Source organism: Pedobacter ginsengisoli (assembly GCF_002736205.1).
Lineage (GTDB): Bacteria > Bacteroidota > Bacteroidia > Sphingobacteriales > Sphingobacteriaceae > Pedobacter > Pedobacter ginsengisoli_A.
In genome coordinates, this window is record NZ_CP024091.1 from 5,265,359 (window position 1) to 5,288,021 (window position 22,663).

The following is a 22,663-nucleotide window of genomic DNA, read 5'->3' on the forward strand; positions in this document are numbered from 1 at the left end:
GAACAGGCAAAATAGGGTTTCCGTTCACGCTAAAAGGTTTAGTTTTAGAAAAAATGTAAAAAAAATAGGGTTTTACATTTGATAAAAATTCTAGTTATGCTTATTTCTTCGTTACGAAAGAAGCTCAATGATATATCTATATCCAGAAAGTTATATTTTACAATTGGTATAATAACTTTTTTGGTCATAGTAGAGTTGTGCACTTTATGGTTCTCAATTACTACGCTGTCGGCAGTTAGGTCTTACGTGGGTGGAGAAGGATTATGGTCCAAATCGCAAAAGAATGCAATTTTGAATTTAAGAGAGTATGGCTATACTTATGATGAAAAGAATTATGAGGCGTTTAAGGAGTTTTTGAAAGTTCCTTTTGGTGATAAAATCGCCAGAATTGAAATGTCAAAGTCAAATCCTGATTTGGTTAAGGTAAGGGAAGGCTTTTTGCAGGGCAGGAATCATCCGGATGACATAGATAATATGATTGGACTAACCAGAAGGTTTAGTAAGGTTTACTATCTAAACAAAGCGTTTGTTGCATGGCAAAAAGCTGAACCCGTTTTAGATGAGCTACTGGAGATTGGAGAACGACTTCATGTGCTGATTGAATCTCCAAATATAGATAAGGAAAAGATAACGGTTTTACTATACGAAATTGAAAGACTTAACACTGAACTAACTACTCTGGAAGATGATTTTTCGTATACCTTGGGGGAGGGGGCCAGGTGGTTGGAAGGGATGGTGTTAAGGCTGGTATTGGCATTATCTATAACAATTGGGACAACCAGTATTTTAATTGCTATATCTATAAACAGAAGTATTAAGAAAGGTTTGGATGTTATAGTTGATGGAGCAGACTTGGTTAAGAAAGGAGAATTGGAGACAAGGGTTGAAGTCTTTGCTAATGATGAAATTGGAAGGGTAGCTACTGCTTTTAATGAAATGATAGCAACGCTTGAGCATAAAGTAGTCGAGTCAAAAGTTACTGAAGCAAAGCTCGTAACTGAGCGTCAGCGTGCCCAGTCCTCTGAAAGGGCCAAACATGTTTTTCTGATAAACATGAGCCATGAAATACGGACTCCAATGAATGGTATTCAAGGCTTTGCGAATTATATCAGAGGATCTTTAACAGACAAAGAACATCTGGAGGCAATTGAGATGATCATAAAATCTGCAGATCATTTAATGAGGATATTAAATGATATCCTTGATTTTTCTGGCCTTGGAAATGGAGAGGTTGATTTTATTAAACAGCCACTTAAAGTTAGGGATGTGATTAAGGATGCCTGCCTTTATGTGGAATCTAATGCGAAATTAAAAAAAATTGCTTTAAGCTATTCTATTGGTGCAAGGGTGCCAGATATTTTTATTGGAGATTCTATCAGGCTCTCTCAAATTTTTGTAAACCTGGTGTCGAATGCAATAAAATTCACTGAAAATGGAACGGTTGTTATTTCAGCAGATATTATAGACGAGGATAAGGAAAACGTGGTGATTGAATTCAGGGTAAAGGATACAGGCATTGGAATTCCCGCAGAAAAACAACAAAAAATATTTGAACTATTTGAACAGGGGGCAAGTAGCACTTCCCGTAAGTTCGGAGGTGTAGGTTTAGGGTTGAGCATGGTGAAAAGACTGGTTGAACTGCAGAATGGAAAAATATTCCTGGAAAGTACGCCTGATAAGGGATCTGAGTTTTATTTCAGAATGCCTTTTCTGAAAATAAGCGATGCTGAAAAGCGGAATGGAATTAGTGAAGAACCTGATCCTGAAAATGAATCAGGAAAGGGAATAAATGTACTTATTGTTGAAGATAACCCAATTAATCAGCTGTTGGTTATTAAGGTGTTACAAAAGAGAGGGTATGAAACAACAATTGCTCAAAACGGGAAAATAGCTATAGAAAAATATAAAAATGAGGATTTCGATATTGTATTAATGGACTTGCAAATGCCTGAAATGGATGGTTATGAAGCTGCTAAATACATACGCCGTATGGATCCTGAAAAGGCAAGCATTCCAATTGTGGCCATGACCGCCCACACAATACAAGGGGAGCTGGAGAAGTGCCTGGCAATTGGAATGAATGACTATGTTTCAAAGCCTTTTAGTCCAGATGAACTTAATGTTAAAATTCAACTTCTGGTTGGGAATAAGCAGGTTAAATGTTAAAGTAACTCCAAAACCTGTGCCGTTGAGTTTTTAGTGTCTACCTTTTTTATGATATGCAAAATGGAACCGGTTTCATCAATAAGAAAAGTGGTTCTATTAGTTCCCATGTATTTCTTTCCGTACATATTTTTCTCTCCCCAAACTCCATAAGCTTCAACAATCTGTTTGTCTGTATCGGCAAGAAGCGTAAATGGAAGACTGTGCTTGGTGACGAATTTTTGATGTGATTTTTCATCATCAATACTTACTCCCAATACAACAATTCCTTTAGATGTTAATCCCTGATAATTGTCTCTGAAATCGCATGCTTCTGCTGTACAACCAGGGGTATCGTCTTTCGGGTAGAAATATAATACTACTTTTTTTCCGAGAAATTGCGATAATGATACTGTATTGCCATCCTGGTCTCTGGCAGTAAAATCAGGGGCCTTTTGGCCTTCTTTTAATTCACTCATAATGCTATTTATAAAAAGAAATTGAATAATTCTTGATGTTGTTTTTCATATCTGAAACAATTACCTCTAATGTATGTTTGCCTTGATTTGTACTATCATCAAATGTATGCCAAAGTGAGGCTGTTTTGGTGTCAAATTCCATTAGTACCCATTTGCCATCAATATACCCATTAAAACTCTTGATTCCGGATAGGTTATCCCGGATTTTAAATGAAATTTTACTTATTCCAACCATACTTTTCCTATCGGATATATTTATAGGAATTATACTTGGCGCAATAGTATCTATGGCTATAAAATAGCTTCCAAAGGTTCTTGGTTTGGCTTTTACATAGCCGTTTTCATAGTATCCCCCTGAGACGAACGTCCGGTATTGACAATAAGGGCTTTTTCTTTGTATTTATTAATTGAACTGTCTGCCTTAATCCATATTTCAAAACCTATATGTAATGGGGTTAGCGGATTATGGATCTGGTGTATATTAGAAAATGCATTTGTTGATGGTTTAGGTAAGGCCTTATATGTGAAGTTAAGATCATTATATAGCGTGCCTTTTGGAATGATTACTTTTACCTCTTCATTGTTGAACTCATTAAGAGTGTCATATGAGTAATAATTGCCTGCAGTCGGTTCTGGTGTGTTTATTATAGCTTTATCATCGGCTTGTACATTGAACGACAAAATACTTTTATTTCCAGTTGCATCTGAAATGATATATTTTAACTGATGTAATTTGCCGTCATTAAATTCTATGCGGCCATTGTTTACCAGATTGCTATAAATGTTTAAAGGGTTGCCTGGATCAACAAAGCTTTTCTGAATGTTTCTTTTGGTGTTAAGAAAAGTTGGATAATCAATGTGAGAATTGATGGCTCTGCTATTTTCGAATTGAAATTTTTCGAGAGCTGATGTATAAACAGGCTTTCCGTCTAATTCAAGCTGAATAGAATAAACACCGTTTGTTCCCGAAGCGCCATTGTGTTTGTCGGTGGCAACAATACCAAAACCAACTTCACCACTTAAATTAATTGTATTTACCTTATTAAGATGATAATTGCCTGGTCCACCAGTAATCTGAAAATACTGCTTAGGTGTAAATTCGTTAAATGGTTTTTTATTTAAGCGATAAACATACATAGAGTAAAGTACAGGAGGGATATTGTCTGGTATTTCGAGACCGAATAGCTGAGGGTTAATTGTTGCCTCTGTTTTTGAATCCCTGATCTCGAAGTGAAGGTGAGGGCCACCTGAACTTCCCGTATTGCCAGAATAAGCAATAACATCGCCTTTGCGTACGGGGATAAGCATGGAGTTTGGGAATGAGTCTATTTCATAACTTTTCTTTTGGTATTGAATCGTCTTTACTTGCTGTGCTATTTTTGGGCTGAAGCGCTGCAAATGACCATAAACCGAGGTATAGCCATTTGGATGATTGATGTAAAGGGCAAGGCCAAATCCGGAGTTTTGTACCCGTAGTCTTGAAACGTAGCCATCGGCAATGGCATATACAGGATATCCCTCACGCTGATTGGTTCGATAGTCCATTCCTGAATGAAAGTGGTTAGCCCTTAGTTCTCCAAATGATCCTGCCAGGGCAGGGGCATAATGTCAAGAGGTGCTCTGAAATCCACAAGAGGATACTTATTGCCACTAAATATCTGTTGGCCTTTTGAGTATATTACAGAGAGCGCAACAAGTATTAGTGTTAAATTCAGTCTAATCATTAAAGCTATTTTATGTCGAAATTAAGTAGTTGCTGACCGGCCAACCAGGCCTCTAATTTATCTCCGGGTAGCACTTTGTCAACACCTTCGGGGGTGCCGGTAAAAATAATGTCGCCCTTTTTTAGGGTAATATATTTAGAGACAAAGGCGATTATTCTTTCAAACGGAAAGAGCATGTTTTTTGTATTTCCAGTTTGCCTGTTTTGATTGTTAATCTTTAATTCAAAATCGAGGTTATGTATGTCGCTAAATTGGGTTTTGGAAACAAAAGTACTAATGGCAGCTGAATTGTCAAAAGCCTTAGCTAATTCCCATGGTAAGCCTTTTTCTTTATGTAGAGTTTGTAAGTCCCGGGCTGTAAAATCGATACCAAGGCCTACTTCTTCATAATAATTGGCGGCAAACTTTTCAGAAATATGTTTGCCTTCTTTAGAGATTTTTAATACAACTTCAAGTTCATAATGAATATCTGAAGAGAAATCCGGGATATAGAAAGGCTTGTTGTCTTTTAGTACAGCAGTATCTGGTTTTAGGAATATTACCGGATTTTCTGGCGTTGGATTGTTAAGTTCTTTAATATGTGCGGCGTAGTTACGACCAATAGCAATTATCTTCATTTGTATTATGTTTTATGAATAACACTAACCTGCTGCTAAATTATACATTCTGCAAAGAGGAAGCAATTAGGAAGACAGAAATGTAGACTATAAAACAGAAATACGTTTTACAACTGTTTCAGAGCTAGCTACTATTTTCAGAAAATAGATGCCCGGGTTTAGTCTGTTTGGGATGGTATAACTTTTTGTTTGCTCGCCAGAAGAAATACGCTCATTTGAAAGTGTTACAACTTCATTACCTAACAAGTCCATAATTTTAACAGAAAGATTTGATTCACGATCAAGTTTCAGCATTAAATTTACCTGATCATCAACCGGATTAGGATAAACTTTTAAAACTGTTAGGATTTTATCTTGTTTAGATTGTGTGGTTGGAACAACTTTTGTATTAGAGATCACATCATTGTATTGTATAAAACCTAAGTTGTATTTAGGCTTGTACGTTGGTATGTTGACCTTAATTTGAGGTGTTTTGTTAATTCTTTTTGCCCTGATGCCGTTTGTTGTGCTGTCAGATTTTTGAGCAAAAACATTAACGCTGGCAAAAACACCCATGCAAATTATGCAAGAGATATTAAAGAGAAGCGCTATTCTGTGTTTCGTGCTCATGTTTGGTACTGCCAAAAATATAAATAATAAAACAAAAAAATCAATCATTTTGTTCAATAAAAAAATATTTAACAATATTTAACAAGATTTAACGTTTGGAGCAGCTTATGTGTGGAATTAAGACCACATATTGGGATTATAAAAAGCTTGATGACTATGAGTAATAACTGTAATTTTATCCACCAAATCAAAATTAGATAAGTGTCGAGTCAAAAAAATTTAAGCGCGCTCACCGCCGGAGGTTTACTTGTAAGTTTAGGGATCGTATATGGTGATATTGGAACTTCGCCTCTTTATACCTTAAAAGCCATTTTTAATTCGGTTGTTAATGGAGGGCAATCTGTTGATGTAAATCTTGTTCTCGGAGCCTTGTCTTGCATAATCTGGACATTAACTCTACAGACTACGGTTAAATATGTTGTGGTTACTTTAAAAGCAGATAATAAAGGTGAGGGGGGCATTTTTTCTCTCTACTCCCTTGTTCGTAAAAATGCAAAGTGGCTTGTTCTTCCGGCAATAATAGGAGGTTGTGCTTTGCTAGCTGATGGTATCATTACGCCAAGTATAACCGTTACCTCAGCTGTTGAGGGTTTACAACTGAAATTCCCCACAGTATCAGTAATTCCAATTGTTCTGGCAATTATTACTGCATTATTCATTATCCAGCAATTTGGAACTGATTTGGTAGGGAAGCTATTTGGACCGGTTATGTTCTTGTGGTTTAGTACTCTTGGATTATTAGGCTTATTGTTTGTAATACAGGATCTAAGTATTTTAAGGGCTTTGAATCCATATTATGCTTATGAGTTATTGGTAGAAAATCCCATGGCATTGTTAATACTGGGAGGTGTATTTCTGTGTACTACAGGTGCTGAAGCCTTGTACTCTGATATGGGGCATTGTGGAAGAAAAAATATCAGGGTTAGTTGGGTTTTCGTGAAAACGATGTTGATTCTTAACTACCTTGGTCAGGGTGTTTGGGTCTTACAACATGGTAATTATAACACCACATTGAATCCTTTCTTTGAAATAGTACCCTCAGAATATTTGTTGTTTATGGTTGCGTTGGCAACTTGTGCTGCTGTAATTGCCAGTCAGGCAATGATTACCGGTTCTTTTACTTTAATATCTGAAGCGGTAAGATTAAACCTTTGGCCAAAAGTCAGAATCAACTATCCAAGTAATCAAAAAGGACAGATATATGTACCATCTATAAATTGGATTCTTTGGGCAGGATGTATTGGAATTGTATTGATATTCAGGAGTTCGGGGGCGATGGAGGGTGCGTATGGTTTGGCTATTAACCTAACTTTTTTGGCAACTACAATATTGATTGCCGCCTATATGAAACGTAAAAAGGTGCCTGTATATGTAATTGGGATTTTCTTAGTAATCTATATTTTGCTTGAGCTTACCTTCCTTATAGGAAATATGGCTAAGTTTTTTCATGGTGGTTGGGTAACGGTAATGATTGGGTCTGCTTTATTTACAGTAATGTGGAGTTGGTATGTTGCCCGAAAAATTAAAAACAGATTTGTTAAATATGTTGAGATTGAAGATTATTTTGAGATAATTAGTGAGCTAAGCAGTGATGTTTCTGTACCAAAATATTCATCCCAATTGGTATACCTTACCAGCGCTAATTTTAAGACTGAAATTGAATCAAAGATTATCTATTCAATTATTCAAAAGGAACCCAAGCGTGCTGATGTATATTGGCTGGTACATGTTGATGTTGTTGATGAACCGTTTACCCGTGATTATAAAGTAGAGTTTCTGATTCCTGGAAAGCTGATCCGTATTGATTTTAAACTTGGTTTTAGGGTAGAACAGAGGGTTAATCTTTTATATAGGAAAGTGATTGAAGAGCTTGTTAAAAATGGTGAAGTTGATATTACCAGTCAGTACACTTCTTTAAATAAACATAAGATTGCAGGCGATTTTAGATTTGTACTATTAGAAAAACATTTGTCGAAATTTTCTAAGCTGAGCTTCTATGAGCGCTCAATAATGGATTATTATTTTATTTTGAAGCGTTTGAGCCTATCCGAAGAGCGAAGTTTTGGTTTGGATTCCAGCTACGTAGATGTTGAGAAAGTTCCATTGATCTTTGTAACTCCAGATGACATAGAGCTTAACAGGCTTCCGGTTTAATTGGGCATAAAAAAGGCTCCGGGGAGGAGCCTCTATTGTCGGCCTTCCAACCAGACAATTATAGGGATAATTAGGAGGGCAATTTAAATCGTGCTCAAGTCCTTGAGTACCATTTGTTTTTTACTATTATAAATGTAGAGATATATTCTCAAATTGTGGAATTATTTTTAATAAAAATTTTTTTATTTTGAAAATATTGTATAATTGGGCAATATTTTCTACAGATAAGACGGGAATGGAAGTAAAAAAAGCTCTAATCAAGAGCTTTTTTTACTTAAATATTGTTTTCTTTAAGTTTGAGCTTGCTATGCTTAAAGCCATATAAGAAATATACAAACAAGCCAACTATTAACCATATACCAAATCCTATCCAATTAGATATGCCTAATTCGCACATCATATAAAGGCAACTTATTAAACCTAAAACAGGAATAAGAGAAAGGTTTTTAGTGATACAGTAATAAATAATTACCAAGCAGATAAAGAAGAAAATCCACATTGGAATTTTATGTTTAAATAGTTTCCAACCACTTTCATATTTCTTTTCCTGTGCTAATTCTGAGTTGTTTATAAACTGTTCATACTGCTCAGTAGACAACTGGTTTAAATATGCTTCTGAATCTGTATTCTTCTCAATAAGATTAGCTTTGGTTTGGGCAATTTCTATTTCTTTTTTAATTATGCTTAATTCAGTGTCATTTAAAGCAGTAATAAAACTTACAGGCTCATATATTTTTGGGGTATTTAAAATGAAAGCGGTAGTCTCTTTTTTGTAAAAGCTAAAGCCAAAAAATATTGTCCCAATAAACAAGAGAGGAATAATAAATTTAGAGTTTACATAAGGGATTCTAAATTTTCCTCTTTGAATATCCGGCTTGTTTTGCAGAACAAGAACTCCTGCGCAAACCAACACAAAAGCGAATAATGTACCTATTGAGCAAAGGTCTGTTACAATGGTAAGATTCATGAAAAGAGAAGGAATAGCCACCACAAATCCAACCACAATAGTCGCAAAAGAAGGTGTCTGGTATTTTGGGTGGATTTTGGAAAAGGATTTTGGAAGTAACCCGTCCCGGCTCATGCTCATCCATATTCTTGGTTGACCCATTTGAAATACTAAAAGTACACTTGCCATTGCAAATACTGCACTAACAGCAATTATTCCACTCATAAGTTTCAAGTCGATTTGATCAAATACAAATGCCAGCGGATCTCCCACTGCCAGTAATTTGAAATTGACTATGCCAGTAAGCACAAGAGCAATAGCTACATATAATATGGTACAAATAATAATTGCCCACATCATTCCTCTTGGTAAATCTCTTTGAGGGTTTCTACATTCTTCGGCAGTAGTAGAAATAGCATCAAACCCTATGTATGCAAAGAAAACAGCCGATACACCCTTTAATACTCCAGATACCCCATTGGGTGCAAATGGATTCCAGTTCGCCGTGTCAACATAAAAGACACCTACTGCAAGCACCAGTAAAATAACAGCAAGTTTAACAATAACCATTGCATTGCTCGCATTTCTGGATTCTTTCATCCCTCTGTATACTAGCCAGGTAATGAAAATTATAATGCCAAGTGCAGGGAGATCTGCTACAATATGAAAGCCTCCAATCTGGGGAGCAGTTATCCATGCATTGTTTGCTATTCTTGTTACATCGTCCAGATTTGCATAACTTTTTCCTGCGTTAATAAGTGTTTCAGCATGCTTATGCCCATTATAAGCAGTCAGATAATCCATAGTCATCCAGTCAGGTAAATGGATGCCGTCTATGCCAAGTGAAGGTATTCGTATGGAGGAGAGGAGTCCTGTAAAATAATCTGACCAGGATATAGCGACAGTAATATTGCCAATGGCATATTCCATAATAAGGGACCAGCCAATAATCCATGCAACCAACTCGCCAAAAGCAACATAGGAATAGGTATATGCGCTTCCGGATACAGGAACCATTGAGGCAAATTCAGCATAAGCAAAAGCAGCAAAACTACACGCAACGGCAGTAAATATAAACAGGAAAATTACTGCCGGACCGCCATCAGCACTGGCTTTACCTATTGTACTAAAAATGCCGGCACCTATAATAGCAGCGATACCAAAAGCTGTTAAGTCTCTTACGCCTAAAGTTTTATGAAGTGATGTTCCATGGTCGCCATAACCTTTTTCTGCATCCTCCAATATTTTGGCTATTGACTTTTTCCTGAAAAGTTTTTCAAACATACATTAGTAGTTAGGTCCGGTTTTGAGATTCAAACTTAAAGATAATGTTGTAAACTTAACCTAATTTGTGCAATTCATCTTTTACAAATGAGGCAAGCTCTTCAATATACTTTAAGCTAAAATCAAATTTAATCCCTGCAGTTTCATAAATTTCATTAATAGGTTTAGTATATCCTAATGATAGTGCTGAAAGATATTGCTCTAATGCTTTTACAGGATTTTCTTTATAATTTTTCCAGATGGCAATTGCTCCTAATTGTGCAATCGCATACTCAATATAATAGAAAGGTACTTCAAAAAGATGTAGCTGTTTTTGCCAAATATTACCAAATTCTTGCTCTAGACCATCCCAATTAGCAAATCCGCTTCCAAAACGTGTATATATTTGTTTAAAGGCTTCCTCTCTATCAGCTGCATTATGATCTGGGTTAGTATAAATCCAATGCTGGAACTGATCAATAACAGCAACCCATGGCAAGGTTTTCAGCACGTCAGCAAGCTGTTCTTTTTTTGCCCTTATCAGATCCTCTTCATTATCAAAATAGATGTTCCAGTTGTCCATAGAGATCAGCTCCATGCTCATAGAAGCAAGTTCAGCTACTTCGGAAGGACAATGTTTAAAATCATTTAACTCCAAACCTGCTGTTAGGAAGGTATGTACAGCATGTCCACCTTCATGGACCATTGTAGTTAAGTCTCTTAGCGAATTGGCGGAGTTCATGAAAATAAAAGGCGCCCCGGTTTCTGCAAGAGGATAATTGTAACCTCCTGGTGCTTTCCCTTTTCTACTTTCTACGTCAAAAAGATTATTTGCCTTCATAATAGAAAGCATCTGGCCTAATTGAGGATTAATTGCATTAAAACAATCAATACTTTTGTCAATTAGCTCTTTTCCATTTTTAAAAGGTTTTAAAGCCGGTTTTCCCGTGGTACTTACTTCCATGTCCCATGGCTTTAATTCATCTAATCCAAGTAGTTCAGCTCTTTTTTCTGCCTGTTCTTTTAAAATAGGAACAATTTGTTTTTCTATAGCTTCATGAAAATGATAGCAATCTTGCGGAGTGTAGTCAAAGCGGCCAAGCGCCTGAAACATATAATCGCGGTAGTTTTCGAAGCCTGCATTTAGCGCTACCTGATGACGCATAACTATCAACTCATCAAATAAAATATTTAGCTCGTCTTTATTTACAAGTCTACGCTGTTGTATTGTTTCCCAGGCCTGCTGCCTTACATTTCTGTCTGTATCTTTAATAAAGTTGGCAGCCTGTTCTAAAGTGTATTCCTGATCATTGATCATTACGCTCATGGCACCGGTAATAGCCTGATACTTTTGCTGGGTTACCTGAAGTTTAGTTAAAAGCTCAACGTTTTCCTCACGATAAATTTCCAGTGCTTTTCTGATTGCTCTGATGTAAACAAAATATTTATCCTGATTCAACTCATCAATAAATGGACTATCATTGAATTTTTGATTAAGCTGGTTGGCTATTGGTGAAATTTTAGGTTCAATTTCTGTAGCGAAATACTGAAAATCTTTTACCAGTGCTTCATTTGCAGTATCGCAGCTCATTTTAATATATCGCCATGCGAAATCTTCTTCCAGGGATGCTTCCAGTTCACTTTTATCCTTTAACCATTGTTCTAAATCGTTAACATTCTCTATAGTACGAGCTAGTAACTCGTTAAGTATAGGTTCTAAGTTATCCCATTTCATTTCGAGATTTTGAGGGATATAGATTCTTTTCTTTTTAGGTATGGTAAGGTTAATCATAGTTATAAATTAAAATGGGTTCTTAAGAAAGCATCAATTAAAAAACAGATAGCAAATATTACTGATGCAAAGCCATTTGTTGTGGCGAATGCTTTATTTACCTTGCTAATGTCATTGGGTTTTACAAGTAAGTGCTGGTAGGTTAACATAAAGCAAAAGAATGCCACACCAATATAATAGACCCAGCTGAATGTAGTGAACATTGCTGGCAGGATTACACAAAGTGCAGAAAAAATGTGCAAAACGATAGAAAGATTTAAGGCATTTTTAATTCCCATTGCTGCGGGAATAGAATGAAGTTTTTCATTTCGGTCAAAATCTTCATCCTGTAATGCATATATGATATCAAATCCGCTAACCCAAAACAATACCGCAAATGAATAAAGCACAGGTACAATATTGAAGGTGCCCGTTACGGCAATGTATGCGCCAATAGGGGCAAGAGAAAGACCAAGACCCAATACCATATGGCACAATGCTGTAAATCTTTTTGTGTAGCTGTAAAATAATACAACAAAGAGGGCTATAGGCGAAAGATAAAAACAAAGACTGTTGATAAATGCAGTAGTAGTAATGAAAAGAATACAGTTAATAATAACGAATATTAATGCTTCATTAGCAGATACTTTACCAGCTGGGATATCGCGCATTTTAGTGCGCGGATTTTTTGCATCTATATTTCTATCAAGATATCTGTTAAAAGCCATGGCAGCATTCCGTGCAAAAACCATACACAATAACACAAGTGCCAGAAGTAACCAGTTAAATGGATTTGAGGTAGTGGTTACCCCAAGAAAAAAGCCTATCAATGCGAAAGGGAGAGCGAAAATAGAGTGGGCAAATAATACCAGTGAGAAGTACTTTTTCATTAATTTTTATTAAAAATCTTCCTTTGGGGTTAAAATAGGCATTACAAAATCAAGATTTACCTGTTCTATAAAATCCAAAACCGGGTCTCTACCAATGCTTTTCTCTGATGAGGTTACAAAGTATGGAGGAATTTCTTCGAACCAACCCTTTAGGGCTTTTTTAAATGCTGAAACATTTTGATCTGTCTTTACTGCACTCTGTTTGTCGGCTTTGGTAAACACAAGTGCAAAAGGAATTTGAATTTCTCCCAGCCAGCAGCAAAACTCAAGGTCTATTTTCTGAGGTTCGAGTCTGCTGTCTATTAATACAAAAATACATTGTAAACTTTCACGTTTTGTGATGTAGTTTCGGATAAATTTTTCCCATTTTTCGCGACTGCTTTTGGATACTTTAGCGTAACCATAACCAGGTAAATCGACGATATACCATTTCTCATTTATCAAAAAATGATTAATTAATTGGGTTTTACCGGGTCTTTGAGATGTCTTTGCTAATCCATGCTGGTTTACCAGCATATTAATTAACGAGGACTTTCCTACGTTTGAACGACCGATAAATGCATACTCCGGCATATTGGCGACCGGCAGTGCTGAAACCTTTGTATTACTACAAATAAATGTTGCTGATTTTATAATCATTTGACAAAGGTAGAAAATTAGTTTTCAACAATACTTATCTTTGCTGCGTACCATGAACGAAAACATAACACCATACCAATCTGAAACGGCAACAAAGAAGGAGCAAGTTGCCAACATGTTTAATAATATATCAGGAACTTATGATTTTTTAAATCATTTTATGTCCTTAGGTATTGACATTATATGGCGTAAGAAGGCAATAAGAGAGCTTAAATCGATCAAGCCACGAATTATGCTTGATGTAGCAACAGGTACAGGGGACTTTGCTTTTGAAGCCATAAAAATTTTGGCGCCTGAGAAAATTATTGGCGTAGATATTTCGGACGGTATGCTAGATGTTGCCCGCAAAAAGATTCAGGATAGAAATTTACAGCATGTTTTTTCTGTTCAGACCGGAGATTCAGAGGGATTGCATTTTAATGATGATCATTTTGATGCGATTACGGTAGCTTTTGGTGTAAGAAATTACGAAAATCTGGAAAAGGGACTGGCAGATATGTACAGAGTTTTAAAGCCTGGTGGTAAAATTGTGATTCTGGAGTTTTCTAAGCCGAGAAAATTTCCAATTAAACAGGGCTATAATTTTTACTTTAAACACATTACACCAATGCTTGGTAAAATGTTTTCTAAAGATAACAGGGCGTATTGTTATTTGCCGGAATCTGTTGCGGCATTTCCGGATGGGGAGGAGTTTACCAGGTTAATGAATAAGGTTGGTTTTAAAAATACCAAAGACAGACGCCTTACATTTGGAATAAGTGCAATTTATACAGGGACCAAATGAAAATAAAATCAGGCTTACTTCTTTTATGCTTACTTGCATGTATGTCGGCCAGAGCTCAAAATTGGGGTGGAGGAGTAGATGATTCTAATCTCCATTTCGGATTTACTTTTCAATATCTTTCATCAGAATATAAGATTTTAAAGAAAGGAAATTGGAGAGACATCGGTCCTTTACCAGACGACCCAAACCCGCCCAGGTTAACAGGAATATCATCAGATTCTTCTCCTGGTTTTGGAATTGGCTTTGTTGTAAATAAAAGGCTGATAGAAAATGCCGATTTAAGGTTTACTCCAACATTGGTATTCAATGATAGGGTACTAACCTTTCATCATGATGAATCTAAGGATAATGTTGAACGAAAAATATCATCTACACTGGTAGAATTCCCATTAGGACTAAAGCTCAAATCTGATAGAAGGAATAATTTTAGAGCTTATATATTAGGTGGGGCTAAGTATTCAATGGATATCTCATCAAAGAAGAAGACCAATAACGCGAATATTACCGACCCGGGAGAAAAAATGGTGAATAATGTGCGCAATTATCTTTCATATGAAGCCGGATTAGGTTTTGACCTTTATTTTGAATATTTCAAAATGTCGCCAGAGATTAAGTTATCCTATTCTTTTAATAGTGTTTTAAAGGGTGAACCTAATCGTTATTCCTATCCAATAGATAAATTAATGTTGCGTCATGTGACATTCAGTTTATTTTTCGAGTGATGCTACTGCTAAAAAAATTATAGCTTTGCTTAATAATCAATAAAATCAGGAATGTCAAAAATTGCATTAATTACAGGAGCAACTTCAGGTATTGGGGCAGCTTGTGCACATTTATTTGCTGCTCAGGGTTATAACCTAATTTTGCTTGGCAGAAGAGAGCAACTCTTAACTGATGTATCAAAACATTTGGAAGATAAATATGCTATTGAAGTTAAAAAAATAGTAGTGGATGTAAGAGATAATGAAGATTTGTCTTATCGTTTAGATACTTTAACTCAGCAATGGAAGAAGGTAGATGTTTTAATTAATAATGCAGGCCTGAGCCAGGGGCTTGATCCTATTGACAAAGGCAGTATTGATGATTGGGACACAATGATTGATACTAATGTTAAGGGGTTATTGTATACTACCAGAATTGTTTCTAATTGGATGATTGCTCAGAAATCAGGCCATATTATAAATATAGGCTCTATTGCAGGCAAGGAGGTTTATCCTAACGGAAATGTGTATTGTGCGACTAAACATGCAGTAGATGCGCTAAACAAAGGTATGAGGATTGACTTATTGCCCCATGGCATAAAAGTGACTGCAATAAATCCGGGGATGGTTGAAACAGAATTTTCCAAAGTTAGGTTTAAAGGAGATGAAGGAAGAGCAAAAAAGGTTTATGATGGATTGGAACCCCTTGTTGCAAATGATATTGCCGAAGCAATATGGTTCGCTGTAAGCAGACCTGCTCATGTAAATATAAATGATATGCTAATAATGCCAACCGCTCAGGCAACAGGCACTATAATTAACAGAAAATAGAGTACTAATAGAAAATATATGATAGCTAATACAATAGATCAGGAAATAAAACAAGCAATGCTTGCAAAAGACCAAGCAAGGCTTAGGGGTTTAAGAGCAATAAAGGCAGCTTTGTTATTGGCGAAAACTGAAAAGGGATCATCTGACGAAATTACAGAAGAAACTGAGCTGAAGATTTTACAAAAGCTAATTAAGCAACGTAAGGAATCGGCAGATATTTATAAACAGCAAGGCAGAGATGATTTGAGTATTGTTGAAGAAGAGGAAATTGATGTAATTAGCAATTTCATGCCTAAACAATTAGATAGGGCTGAAATTGAAGCTGTGATATCACAAATCATTAAAGATTCAGGAGCTAATTCTGTAAAAGAAATGGGAAAGGTAATGGGGTTGGCAAACAAGGAGTTAGCAGGTAAAGCTGACGGTAAATTAATTGCCGAAATTGTGAAAACACAATTGGCATAAATTGTGTTGCTTAAACAGATTAGGCCTTTTTCTTAAAATAATGTTTTAAAATTACATTAATTTAATTTTAGTCTACTAACTTAGTAGCATACCTTACAAAATATTCAATATGAGATACGAAGTAATAGAAGAAGATGGGTTTAAATACATAGAAGCTGGAAAAGGTGAGACCCTGGTATTACTTCATGGTTTGATGGGAGAGCTAAGCAACTGGGAAGATGCAATTGATCATTTTAAAGAAAATTATCATGTAATAGTTCCAATTTTACCTATTTATGATCTGCCAATATTAACACTCGGTGTAAAGAGTTTATCTAAACACATATATAAATTTATTAAGTTCAAAAAGCTTGGACAGGTAGTCTTAATAGGCAACTCACTTGGGGGCCATGTTGGCCTGGTATTTACGGTTTCTCATCAAGAACATGTAAAGGCCTTGGTACTGACAGGCAGTTCCGGATTGTATGAAAATGCATTTGGAGGATCCTTTCCGAGAAGAGAGAGTTATGAATATATTAAGGAAAAAGTAGAGTTTACTTTTTATGACCCTGCTACGGCAACACCAGAGTTGGTTGAAGAAGTTTATAAAAGTGTTAATGACCGCTCAAGGGTAATCAGAATACTTGCACTGGCAAAGTCTGCTATCCGTCATAATATGTCAAAAGATCTTTCCCGTATAACTATACCGGTTTCTTTGATCTGGGGTAAACAAGATAAAGTAACACCACCTGAAGTTGCAGAAGAATTTCATGAACTTTTGCCGAATTCAGAATTGAATTGGGTAGATTTATGTGGTCATGCACCAATGATGGAGCGACCACAGGTTTTTAATGAGTACCTGGATAAGTTTTTAAATAGAATTTTACTCAAATAATGTTTGCATCTGAACTCATATCTAATTCAATACCACCGCTAAAGACTTCTGATACGGTTCAGAAATCTTTGGATAGAATGGCTGAGTTCAAATTATCCCATTTACCAATTGTTAACGAAACGCAATTTTTAGGCCTGGTTGCAGAGGAAGAGTTAATTGAAATCAGGGACGTTGAACAATCAATAGGTAGTTTATCACTTTCTATTTTAAATCCATTTGTATCTGAGGATGTTCATGTCTATGACATAATTAGGCTGTTTAATCAGCTACATTTATCGGTGGTGCCAGTTTTGGATTATAAAAAAAATTATCTGGGTCTTATATCTGTAAACAGCATTTTGGAATATACCTCAAATATTTACGCAGTAAAGGAATATGGTGGCATAATCGTTTTGGAGATAAGTAATAGAAATAATTCATTGTCACACATGGCTCAGATTGTTGAAGCAGATAATGCTCAGATTCTTTCGTCATATGTGCAATCTTTTCCAGATTCTACCCGATTGGAAGTCACTTTGAAAATTAATAAAACTGAGCTTTCCGGAATTATAGCTTCTTTTGAGCGTTACAACTATCAGGTTAAGGCTGTATTTAACAGTACTATATCTGATAATGGTACTGAAGACAGATTTAATTCTTTTATGAATTATTTAAATGTATAGCTGGGCTTATACAGATTTCATAACCGCAAAATGAAAATACATTAATGAAGATTGCAATTTACGGTAGAGAGTTCAATAATAGTGTATTGCCTTATGTGCAGGAAGTATTTAATGTTCTCGAAAGTTATAATAACCCGATTCTGGTTTATGATAAATACCTCGATTTTATAAAAGATAAAATCAAATTGCCTGCAAATATCCAGATTTTTACCTGTCATGATGATCTTTTAGGAGAAACAGATGTGTTGTTAAGCTTAGGTGGTGATGGAACCCTGCTTGACACTTTATCGTTAATCCGTGACTCTGGGATCCCTGTTATTGGAATTAACTTTGGTCGTTTGGGATTCTTGGCCAGTATTAACAAAGATGAAATAAAGAAAGCCTTTGAGGCATTGCATAACAGAGAGTTTACCCTCGATAAAAGGAGCCTATTGAGTTTAACTTCTAAACACGGGTTATTTGGCGACGAAAACTTTGCACTGAATGATATTACTATTCATAGAAGAGATAATTCAGCCATGATGATTATCCATGCTTATATGAATAATGAGTTTGTTAATTCGTACTGGGCTGATGGGTTAATTATTGCAACTCCAACAGGTTCCACGGCTTACTCATTAAGTTGCGGAGGGCCAATTATTTATCCAAGTTCACAAAACTTTGTTATTACGCCAATTGCCCCTCACAATTTAAATGTAAGGCCGGTTATAATTCCTGACGATGTATCGTTAACTTTTGAAATTGAGGCAAGGAGTGCTAAATTTTTAGTTTCGTGCGATTCAAGAACAGAGACAGTTGATAAGTCGGTTAAAATAATATTAAATAAAGCCAGTTTTCATGTAAATTTAATCAGGCTCAATAATGAGACCTATTTAACTACCTTAAGGAATAAATTACTTTGGGGGATAGATACCCGGAATTATTAGAATGTATAAGAAGCAACTTGTTTATTTTCTTGCAGTGTTTCTTTGTGGAATCAGTGCAAAAGCCCAGGTTTTTGAGGTTGGAGCTATTGCCGGTGGAGCAGGTTATTTAGGTGATCTGAATCAAAATAGACCATTAAAAATAAGTGGGATGTCGGCCGGAGCATTTGTAAAAGTGAATATAGATCCATATTGGGCAGTTGGGCTCCACTATAATTATGGAAAGATAAAAGCAGATGATACCAAATCTACTAATGAACATTTTAGGAGTAGGGGGCTTAATTTTAACACAGCATTAAATGAAGTTAGCTTACAGGTAGACTTTAATTTTTTTGAATACTTTGCGGGAGGAGGCACCAAGAACTTTTCTCCATATATTTTTACAGGAATAGGAGGGGTTTTATATAATCCTACAGCCAGATACCATAATGTTGCAGGGTTAGAGGATAGGAAATATTATTTAAGAGATTATTATACAGAAGGACAAAATGTGCCCTATAGAAATTATGCAATTACTATCCCTTATGGGGTAGGGGTAAAGGTAAAATTGAAAGAAAACTGGGGCTTGTTTAGTCAAATTGGTTATAGGACTGCCCACACTGATTATCTGGATGATGTTAGTGGTTTATATCCTGGGGCCACACATTGGGATAATGAGCCAAATCCAATGATAAATAAACTGCTTTCAAACCCGTCAAATCCTACTTCCACTGATTTTCAGTACACTCAAAGAGGAGATTTTAGAAAAAGAGATACATATATGTTTGTAGGTATTGGCATATCTTATACCTTTGTGTCCCAAAAATGTTATACATTTTAGGCATATTTGCAGGAAATTAATGGGATTTAAAGAACAAATCGATATAACACGCTTGCCAGAGCACATTGCCATCATAATGGATGGAAATGGGCGATGGGCAAAAAATCAGGGTAAATTCAGGCACTTTGGTCATGAAAGTGGCGTATTGTCTGTAAAAGATATTGTAGAAGGTTGCGCTGATATAGGAATAAAATATTTAACTGTTTATGCTTTTTCAACAGAAAACTGGAACAGACCTATTGAAGAGGTTAATGCTTTGATGGAGTTGCTGATATCAACAATCAACCAGGAAACTGCAACCCTTAATAAAAATAACATCCGTTTAAATGCAATAGGCGATATTGCTTCGTTACCTCAAAAATGTATTGACGACTTACATAGCGCTATGGAAAATACAGCAAAAAATACCCGCTGTACTTTGACTTTAGCATTGAGTTATAGTGCTAAGTGGGAGATAGTTAATGCTGCTAAGAAACTGGCGCAGAAGGTGAAAGATCAGGAATTAAATATTGAAGACATTAATGAAGAAAATTTTGCAGCTGAGTTAACTACAGTAAACATTCCTGATCCTGAACTGATGATCAGAACAAGCGGCGAGCATAGGGTTAGTAATTTCTTGTTATGGCAAATTGCCTATACAGAACTTTATTTTACTGAAACGCTATGGCCCGACTTTAGGCGAGAAGACCTTTTTGAGGCTATTGTAGACTATCAAAAACGTGAACGCCGCTTTGGTAAAATTAGTGAACAACTGAACTAATTTTACTTTTAACACTTTTTAACATGTGTTTAAATTAACTTAGCATCGATTTTAGATTGTAAATGAAAAGAATATATCAACTCATATTATTGTTATTGATTGGTTTACCAACAATGGCACAGATTACCCGACCGTCCAATACTGCACCGCCTACCCTTAAAGTTAAGGGGCTGGATTTGGATTATTTTAATCCAAAAGAGTACATTATTGGAGGGGTTACACTTACTGGAACTCATTTCATTGACAAGGAGGTAATTATTACTTTATCTAAGTTAATTAAGGGCGAAAGTATTGTTTTGCCCGGAGAGGCTACAGCCAATGCAATAAAAACTTTATGGGCTCAGGGCTTATTTGATGATGTGCAGTTAGACATAGCTAAAATAGTTGAGGATACTGTTTATTTTGATATTGAAGTAGTTGAACGACCTCGTTTAAGTTCATTTGAAATTAATGGTGTAAGTAAGTCGCAAAAAACTGATATTCTTGAAAAATTAAATGAGAAAAGTGGTAAATCTATTATCAACGACAATCTATACAATTCAACAACTGCAACAATAAAGAAATTTCTTTTGGGTAAAGGTTACTTCTTTACTACTGTTGAGTATAAAACCAAACCTGATCCGAGTTTGGAGAACGGAATGGTTTTGCAAGTATTTGTTGATAAGGGTAGGAAAGTAAAAGTTCATGAGATAAACTTTTCAGGAAATAAGGATTTTTCATCAGCTAAGCTGCGTAAGTTCTTGAAGAAAACAAAACAGCAGGCGTTTTATAAAGTATTTGGCTCCGGAAAATTCAATAAGGAGAAATATGATGAAGATAAAGTAACACTTATTGCAAAAATGCAGGATAAGGGTTATCGTGATGCCGTTATCCTTAAGGATAGCATTTATCAGTATAGCGATAAGGCCATTGGCATTAATATCGAAGTATACGAAGGTCCTAAATATTATTTTGGTGATATTAGCTGGGCTGGTAATGCTAAGTATACAACTGATATATTAGAAAAAACACTTGGTATTGAAAAAGGCGAAGTATTTAGTGAAGAAAAGCTGGAAAAGAAATTAAGAGGCAGTGCCAACGGGGATGACGTTTCAAGTATTTATCTTAATGACGGTTATTTAACTTTCAACGTGGATCCGGTACAGACTAAAATTCATGGCGATACTGTAGACGTTGAAATGCGTATTTATGAAGGACCACAGTATACCAATAACCGTATTACTTTAAAAGGAAATACCATTACAAATGATAGGGTAGTACTAAGAGAGATCCGCACAAAACCGGGAGAAAAGTTCTCTAAAGATCTATTGATCCGTACTGTTCGCGAGATCGGACAATTGGGTAACTTTGATGAATCTAAAACGGTTCCTACCCCAAAACCGAATCCGGCAGATGGTACAGTAGATATCGAGTATGCAGTAGAAGAAAAGCCTTCAGATCAGATTGAATTATCAGGTGGTTTTGGTGGTGGTAATATCATCGGAACACTAGGGCTTACATTTAATAACTTCTCATTAAAAAATATATTTAATCTGGATTCTTACAAACCTTTGCCTAAAGGGGATGGACAGAAATTAAGTCTTCGTGGGCAAACAAATGGTAAGTATTATCAATCTTACAGTTTCTCTTTCTCTGAGCCTTGGCTTGGTGGTAAGAAACCAATCAGTTTTGGTGTAAGTGCTTTTACATCATTACAATCAAATGGTTTGAAAGCTGCTGATAGCAGGTTCCAAAAGATTCGATTAAATGGTGTTACTGTTAGTTTAGGAAGAAGATTGAATTTTCCTGACAACTATTTCCAGTTAACCCATGCTATTAACGTTCAGCAATATATTTTGAATAATTATCCGGGTTATTTATTTAGCACAGGTACTTCTTACAACCTAAACTTAACTCAGGAGCTTTCCAGAGATTCGAGAAATCATCAGATTTTCCCAACTGAGGGTTCATTCTTTAGATTCACTGTTCAGGCAACTCCTCCTTATTCTCTTTTGAACAATATAAACTACGCAACGGCGTCTGATAAACAACGTTATAAGTTTACTGAATATCATAAATGGAAGTTCGAATCTCAATGGTTCCAAAGACTGGCTGGAAAATTCGTTGTAATGGCACAGGCTCAGTTTGGTTTCCTTGGAACATATAATTCGGCTGTTGGTGAATCAGCTTTCGAGCGTTTCAAATTAGGGGGTGATGGTATGCAGGGATTTGATTTCTTACAAGGTTCAGAAGTAATTAAAATGCGTGGATATGCAAATAATGCAGTTATTCCACAAGGATCGAATGCAACTATTGCACAGAATTCTGGAAGTCCTATCTTTACCAAGTATGTTATGGAATTGAGGTATCCGGTTATTGCTAGCCAGCAAGCAACAGCTTTTATCTTGGCATTTGCTGAGGGTGGTAATACCTGGAACAAGTTTGGTGATTTTAATCCGTTTAATGTTAGAAGAACAGCAGGTATTGGTGCTAGAATATTTTTACCGATATTTGGAATGTTGGGAATTGATTATGGTCATGCCTTTGATAAAATTCCAGGCATTACTGATGGCGGAAGACAAAACTTTACCTTCAGTATTGCACAACAATTGGGAGGACTTTAATTAATG

At 35.9% G+C, this 22,663-nt stretch carries 22 protein-coding genes; 12 read left to right on the forward strand and 10 right to left on the reverse strand.

Annotation, left to right across the window (positions count from 1 at the left end; genetic code table 11):
* Positions 1-96: 96 nt before the first annotated feature.
* Complete coding sequence (locus CPT03_RS22355; RefSeq protein ID WP_099440888.1) at positions 97-2,166, forward strand: response regulator; 2,070 nt, start codon at positions 97-99, stop codon at positions 2,164-2,166.
* On the opposite strand, the gene bcp is transcribed toward CPT03_RS22355, so the two are convergent.
* The 6 genes from bcp to CPT03_RS22375 form a co-directional block, all read right to left on the reverse strand.
* Positions 2,163-2,621, reverse strand: coding sequence for a thioredoxin-dependent thiol peroxidase (gene bcp, locus CPT03_RS22360; protein WP_099440889.1), 459 nt, complete (start codon positions 2,619-2,621; stop codon positions 2,163-2,165). The genes CPT03_RS22355 and bcp overlap by 4 nt on opposite strands.
* Before the next feature lie 4 nt (positions 2,622-2,625).
* Positions 2,626-2,856 (reverse strand): hypothetical protein, encoded by a 231-nt coding sequence (locus CPT03_RS23200; protein WP_245869918.1) that lies wholly within the window; start codon positions 2,854-2,856, stop codon positions 2,626-2,628.
* Between the two features lie 92 nt (positions 2,857-2,948).
* Positions 2,949-4,166 carry a M23 family metallopeptidase gene (locus tag CPT03_RS22365; RefSeq protein ID WP_245869919.1) on the reverse strand — a complete coding sequence of 406 codons (1,218 nt, stop codon included), beginning with the start codon at positions 4,164-4,166 and terminating at the stop codon, positions 2,949-2,951.
* 23 nt (positions 4,167-4,189) lie between these two features.
* Entirely contained in the window at positions 4,190-4,345 is a 156-nt protein-coding gene (locus CPT03_RS23205; RefSeq protein WP_245869920.1) for a hypothetical protein, read from the reverse strand.
* 5 nt (positions 4,346-4,350) lie between these two features.
* Positions 4,351-4,962, reverse strand: coding sequence for a fumarylacetoacetate hydrolase family protein (locus tag CPT03_RS22370; RefSeq protein WP_099440890.1), 612 nt, complete (start codon positions 4,960-4,962; stop codon positions 4,351-4,353).
* An 87-nt stretch (positions 4,963-5,049) separates the two neighbouring features.
* A complete protein-coding gene (locus CPT03_RS22375; protein ID WP_245869921.1) occupies positions 5,050-5,571 on the reverse strand; it encodes a T9SS type A sorting domain-containing protein in 522 nt (173 codons plus the stop codon).
* Positions 5,572-5,772: 201 nt separating this feature from the next.
* On the opposite strand from CPT03_RS22375, the gene CPT03_RS22380 reads away from it, so the two are divergent.
* On the forward strand, positions 5,773-7,725 hold the full coding sequence (locus CPT03_RS22380; protein WP_099440892.1) for a KUP/HAK/KT family potassium transporter: 1,953 nt from the start codon (positions 5,773-5,775) through the stop codon (positions 7,723-7,725).
* A gap of 274 nt (positions 7,726-7,999) precedes the next feature.
* On the opposite strand, the gene CPT03_RS22385 is transcribed toward CPT03_RS22380, so the two are convergent.
* The 4 genes from CPT03_RS22385 to yihA are packed head-to-tail and all read right to left on the reverse strand — an operon-like array spanning position 8,000 to position 13,234.
* Positions 8,000-9,955: an amino acid permease gene (locus CPT03_RS22385; RefSeq protein ID WP_099440893.1), complete on the reverse strand. Its 1,956-nt coding sequence runs from the start codon at positions 9,953-9,955 to the stop codon at positions 8,000-8,002.
* A 55-nt stretch (positions 9,956-10,010) separates the two neighbouring features.
* Complete coding sequence (locus CPT03_RS22390; protein ID WP_099440894.1) at positions 10,011-11,726, reverse strand: M3 family oligoendopeptidase; 1,716 nt, start codon at positions 11,724-11,726, stop codon at positions 10,011-10,013.
* 2 nt (positions 11,727-11,728) lie between these two features.
* The gene (locus CPT03_RS22395; RefSeq protein ID WP_099440895.1) at positions 11,729-12,595 is read right to left on the reverse strand and encodes a UbiA-like polyprenyltransferase; all 867 of its coding nucleotides are present in this window, start codon (positions 12,593-12,595) and stop codon (positions 11,729-11,731) included.
* 9 nt (positions 12,596-12,604) lie between these two features.
* Positions 12,605-13,234, reverse strand: a complete 630-nt coding sequence (gene yihA / locus CPT03_RS22400) for a ribosome biogenesis GTP-binding protein YihA/YsxC (RefSeq protein WP_099440896.1) — start codon at positions 13,232-13,234, stop codon at positions 12,605-12,607.
* A gap of 52 nt (positions 13,235-13,286) precedes the next feature.
* Between yihA and ubiE the strand changes: the two genes are divergently transcribed.
* The 10 genes from ubiE (at position 13,287) to bamA (ending at position 22,657) form a co-directional block, all read left to right on the forward strand.
* Complete coding sequence (gene ubiE / locus CPT03_RS22405) at positions 13,287-14,018, forward strand: bifunctional demethylmenaquinone methyltransferase/2-methoxy-6-polyprenyl-1,4-benzoquinol methylase UbiE (protein WP_099440897.1); 732 nt, start codon at positions 13,287-13,289, stop codon at positions 14,016-14,018.
* Positions 14,015-14,740, forward strand: a complete 726-nt coding sequence (locus CPT03_RS22410; protein ID WP_245869922.1) for an outer membrane beta-barrel protein — start codon at positions 14,015-14,017, stop codon at positions 14,738-14,740. Before ubiE ends, CPT03_RS22410 begins: the two co-directional genes overlap by 4 nt.
* 51 nt (positions 14,741-14,791) lie before the next feature.
* Complete coding sequence (locus CPT03_RS22415; protein ID WP_099440898.1) at positions 14,792-15,550, forward strand: SDR family NAD(P)-dependent oxidoreductase; 759 nt, start codon at positions 14,792-14,794, stop codon at positions 15,548-15,550.
* Positions 15,551-15,568: 18 nt separating this feature from the next.
* Positions 15,569-16,015, forward strand: a complete 447-nt coding sequence (locus CPT03_RS22420; protein ID WP_099440899.1) for a GatB/YqeY domain-containing protein — start codon at positions 15,569-15,571, stop codon at positions 16,013-16,015.
* Between the two features lie 109 nt (positions 16,016-16,124).
* Positions 16,125-16,889: an alpha/beta fold hydrolase gene (locus CPT03_RS22425; RefSeq protein ID WP_099440900.1), complete on the forward strand. Its 765-nt coding sequence runs from the start codon at positions 16,125-16,127 to the stop codon at positions 16,887-16,889.
* Positions 16,889-17,551 (forward strand): CBS domain-containing protein, encoded by a 663-nt coding sequence (locus CPT03_RS22430; RefSeq protein ID WP_099440901.1) that lies wholly within the window; start codon positions 16,889-16,891, stop codon positions 17,549-17,551. The genes CPT03_RS22425 and CPT03_RS22430 overlap by 1 nt, the downstream gene beginning before the upstream one ends.
* Positions 17,552-17,595: 44 nt before the next feature.
* Entirely contained in the window at positions 17,596-18,477 is an 882-nt protein-coding gene (locus CPT03_RS22435) for an NAD kinase (RefSeq protein ID WP_099440902.1), read from the forward strand.
* Between the two features lies 1 nt (position 18,478).
* The gene (locus CPT03_RS22440; RefSeq protein ID WP_099440903.1) at positions 18,479-19,294 is read left to right on the forward strand and encodes a DUF6089 family protein; all 816 of its coding nucleotides are present in this window, start codon (positions 18,479-18,481) and stop codon (positions 19,292-19,294) included.
* A 19-nt stretch (positions 19,295-19,313) separates the two neighbouring features.
* Complete coding sequence (locus CPT03_RS22445) at positions 19,314-20,054, forward strand: isoprenyl transferase (protein WP_099440904.1); 741 nt, start codon at positions 19,314-19,316, stop codon at positions 20,052-20,054.
* Positions 20,055-20,116: 62 nt separating this feature from the next.
* On the forward strand, positions 20,117-22,657 hold the full coding sequence (bamA, locus tag CPT03_RS22450) for an outer membrane protein assembly factor BamA (RefSeq protein ID WP_410522618.1): 2,541 nt from the start codon (positions 20,117-20,119) through the stop codon (positions 22,655-22,657).
* Positions 22,658-22,663: the final 6 nt, after the last annotated feature.

Bases quoted from the DNA above. Each gene is read 5' to 3' on its own strand.
- CPT03_RS22385 (WP_099440893.1), bottom strand. From the start codon at position 9,955: ATGTTTGAAAAACTTTTCAGGAAAAAGTCAATAGCCAAAATATTGGAG.
- CPT03_RS22355 (WP_099440888.1), top strand. From the start codon at position 97: ATGCTTATTTCTTCGTTACGAAAGAAGCTCAATGATATATCTATATCC.
- bcp (WP_099440889.1), bottom strand. From the start codon at position 2,621: ATGAGTGAATTAAAAGAAGGCCAAAAGGCCCCTGATTTTACTGCCAGA.
- CPT03_RS22415 (WP_099440898.1), top strand. From the start codon at position 14,792: ATGTCAAAAATTGCATTAATTACAGGAGCAACTTCAGGTATTGGGGCA.
- CPT03_RS22370 (WP_099440890.1), bottom strand. From the start codon at position 4,962: ATGAAGATAATTGCTATTGGTCGTAACTACGCCGCACATATTAAAGAA.
- CPT03_RS22410 (WP_245869922.1), top strand. From the start codon at position 14,015: ATGAAAATAAAATCAGGCTTACTTCTTTTATGCTTACTTGCATGTATG.
- CPT03_RS23200 (WP_245869918.1), bottom strand. From the start codon at position 2,856: ATGGTTGGAATAAGTAAAATTTCATTTAAAATCCGGGATAACCTATCC.
- CPT03_RS22365 (WP_245869919.1), bottom strand. From the start codon at position 4,166: ATGGACTATCGAACCAATCAGCGTGAGGGATATCCTGTATATGCCATT.
- CPT03_RS22440 (WP_099440903.1), top strand. From the start codon at position 18,479: ATGTATAAGAAGCAACTTGTTTATTTTCTTGCAGTGTTTCTTTGTGGA.
- CPT03_RS22395 (WP_099440895.1), bottom strand. From the start codon at position 12,595: ATGAAAAAGTACTTCTCACTGGTATTATTTGCCCACTCTATTTTCGCT.
- CPT03_RS22435 (WP_099440902.1), top strand. From the start codon at position 17,596: ATGAAGATTGCAATTTACGGTAGAGAGTTCAATAATAGTGTATTGCCT.
- CPT03_RS22430 (WP_099440901.1), top strand. From the start codon at position 16,889: ATGTTTGCATCTGAACTCATATCTAATTCAATACCACCGCTAAAGACT.
- CPT03_RS22425 (WP_099440900.1), top strand. From the start codon at position 16,125: ATGAGATACGAAGTAATAGAAGAAGATGGGTTTAAATACATAGAAGCT.
- CPT03_RS22390 (WP_099440894.1), bottom strand. From the start codon at position 11,726: ATGATTAACCTTACCATACCTAAAAAGAAAAGAATCTATATCCCTCAA.
- ubiE (WP_099440897.1), top strand. From the start codon at position 13,287: ATGAACGAAAACATAACACCATACCAATCTGAAACGGCAACAAAGAAG.
- bamA (WP_410522618.1), top strand. From the start codon at position 20,117: ATGAAAAGAATATATCAACTCATATTATTGTTATTGATTGGTTTACCA.
- CPT03_RS22375 (WP_245869921.1), bottom strand. From the start codon at position 5,571: ATGAGCACGAAACACAGAATAGCGCTTCTCTTTAATATCTCTTGCATA.
- CPT03_RS23205 (WP_245869920.1), bottom strand. From the start codon at position 4,345: ATGATTAGACTGAATTTAACACTAATACTTGTTGCGCTCTCTGTAATA.
- CPT03_RS22420 (WP_099440899.1), top strand. From the start codon at position 15,569: ATGATAGCTAATACAATAGATCAGGAAATAAAACAAGCAATGCTTGCA.
- yihA (WP_099440896.1), bottom strand. From the start codon at position 13,234: ATGATTATAAAATCAGCAACATTTATTTGTAGTAATACAAAGGTTTCA.
- CPT03_RS22445 (WP_099440904.1), top strand. From the start codon at position 19,314: ATGGGATTTAAAGAACAAATCGATATAACACGCTTGCCAGAGCACATT.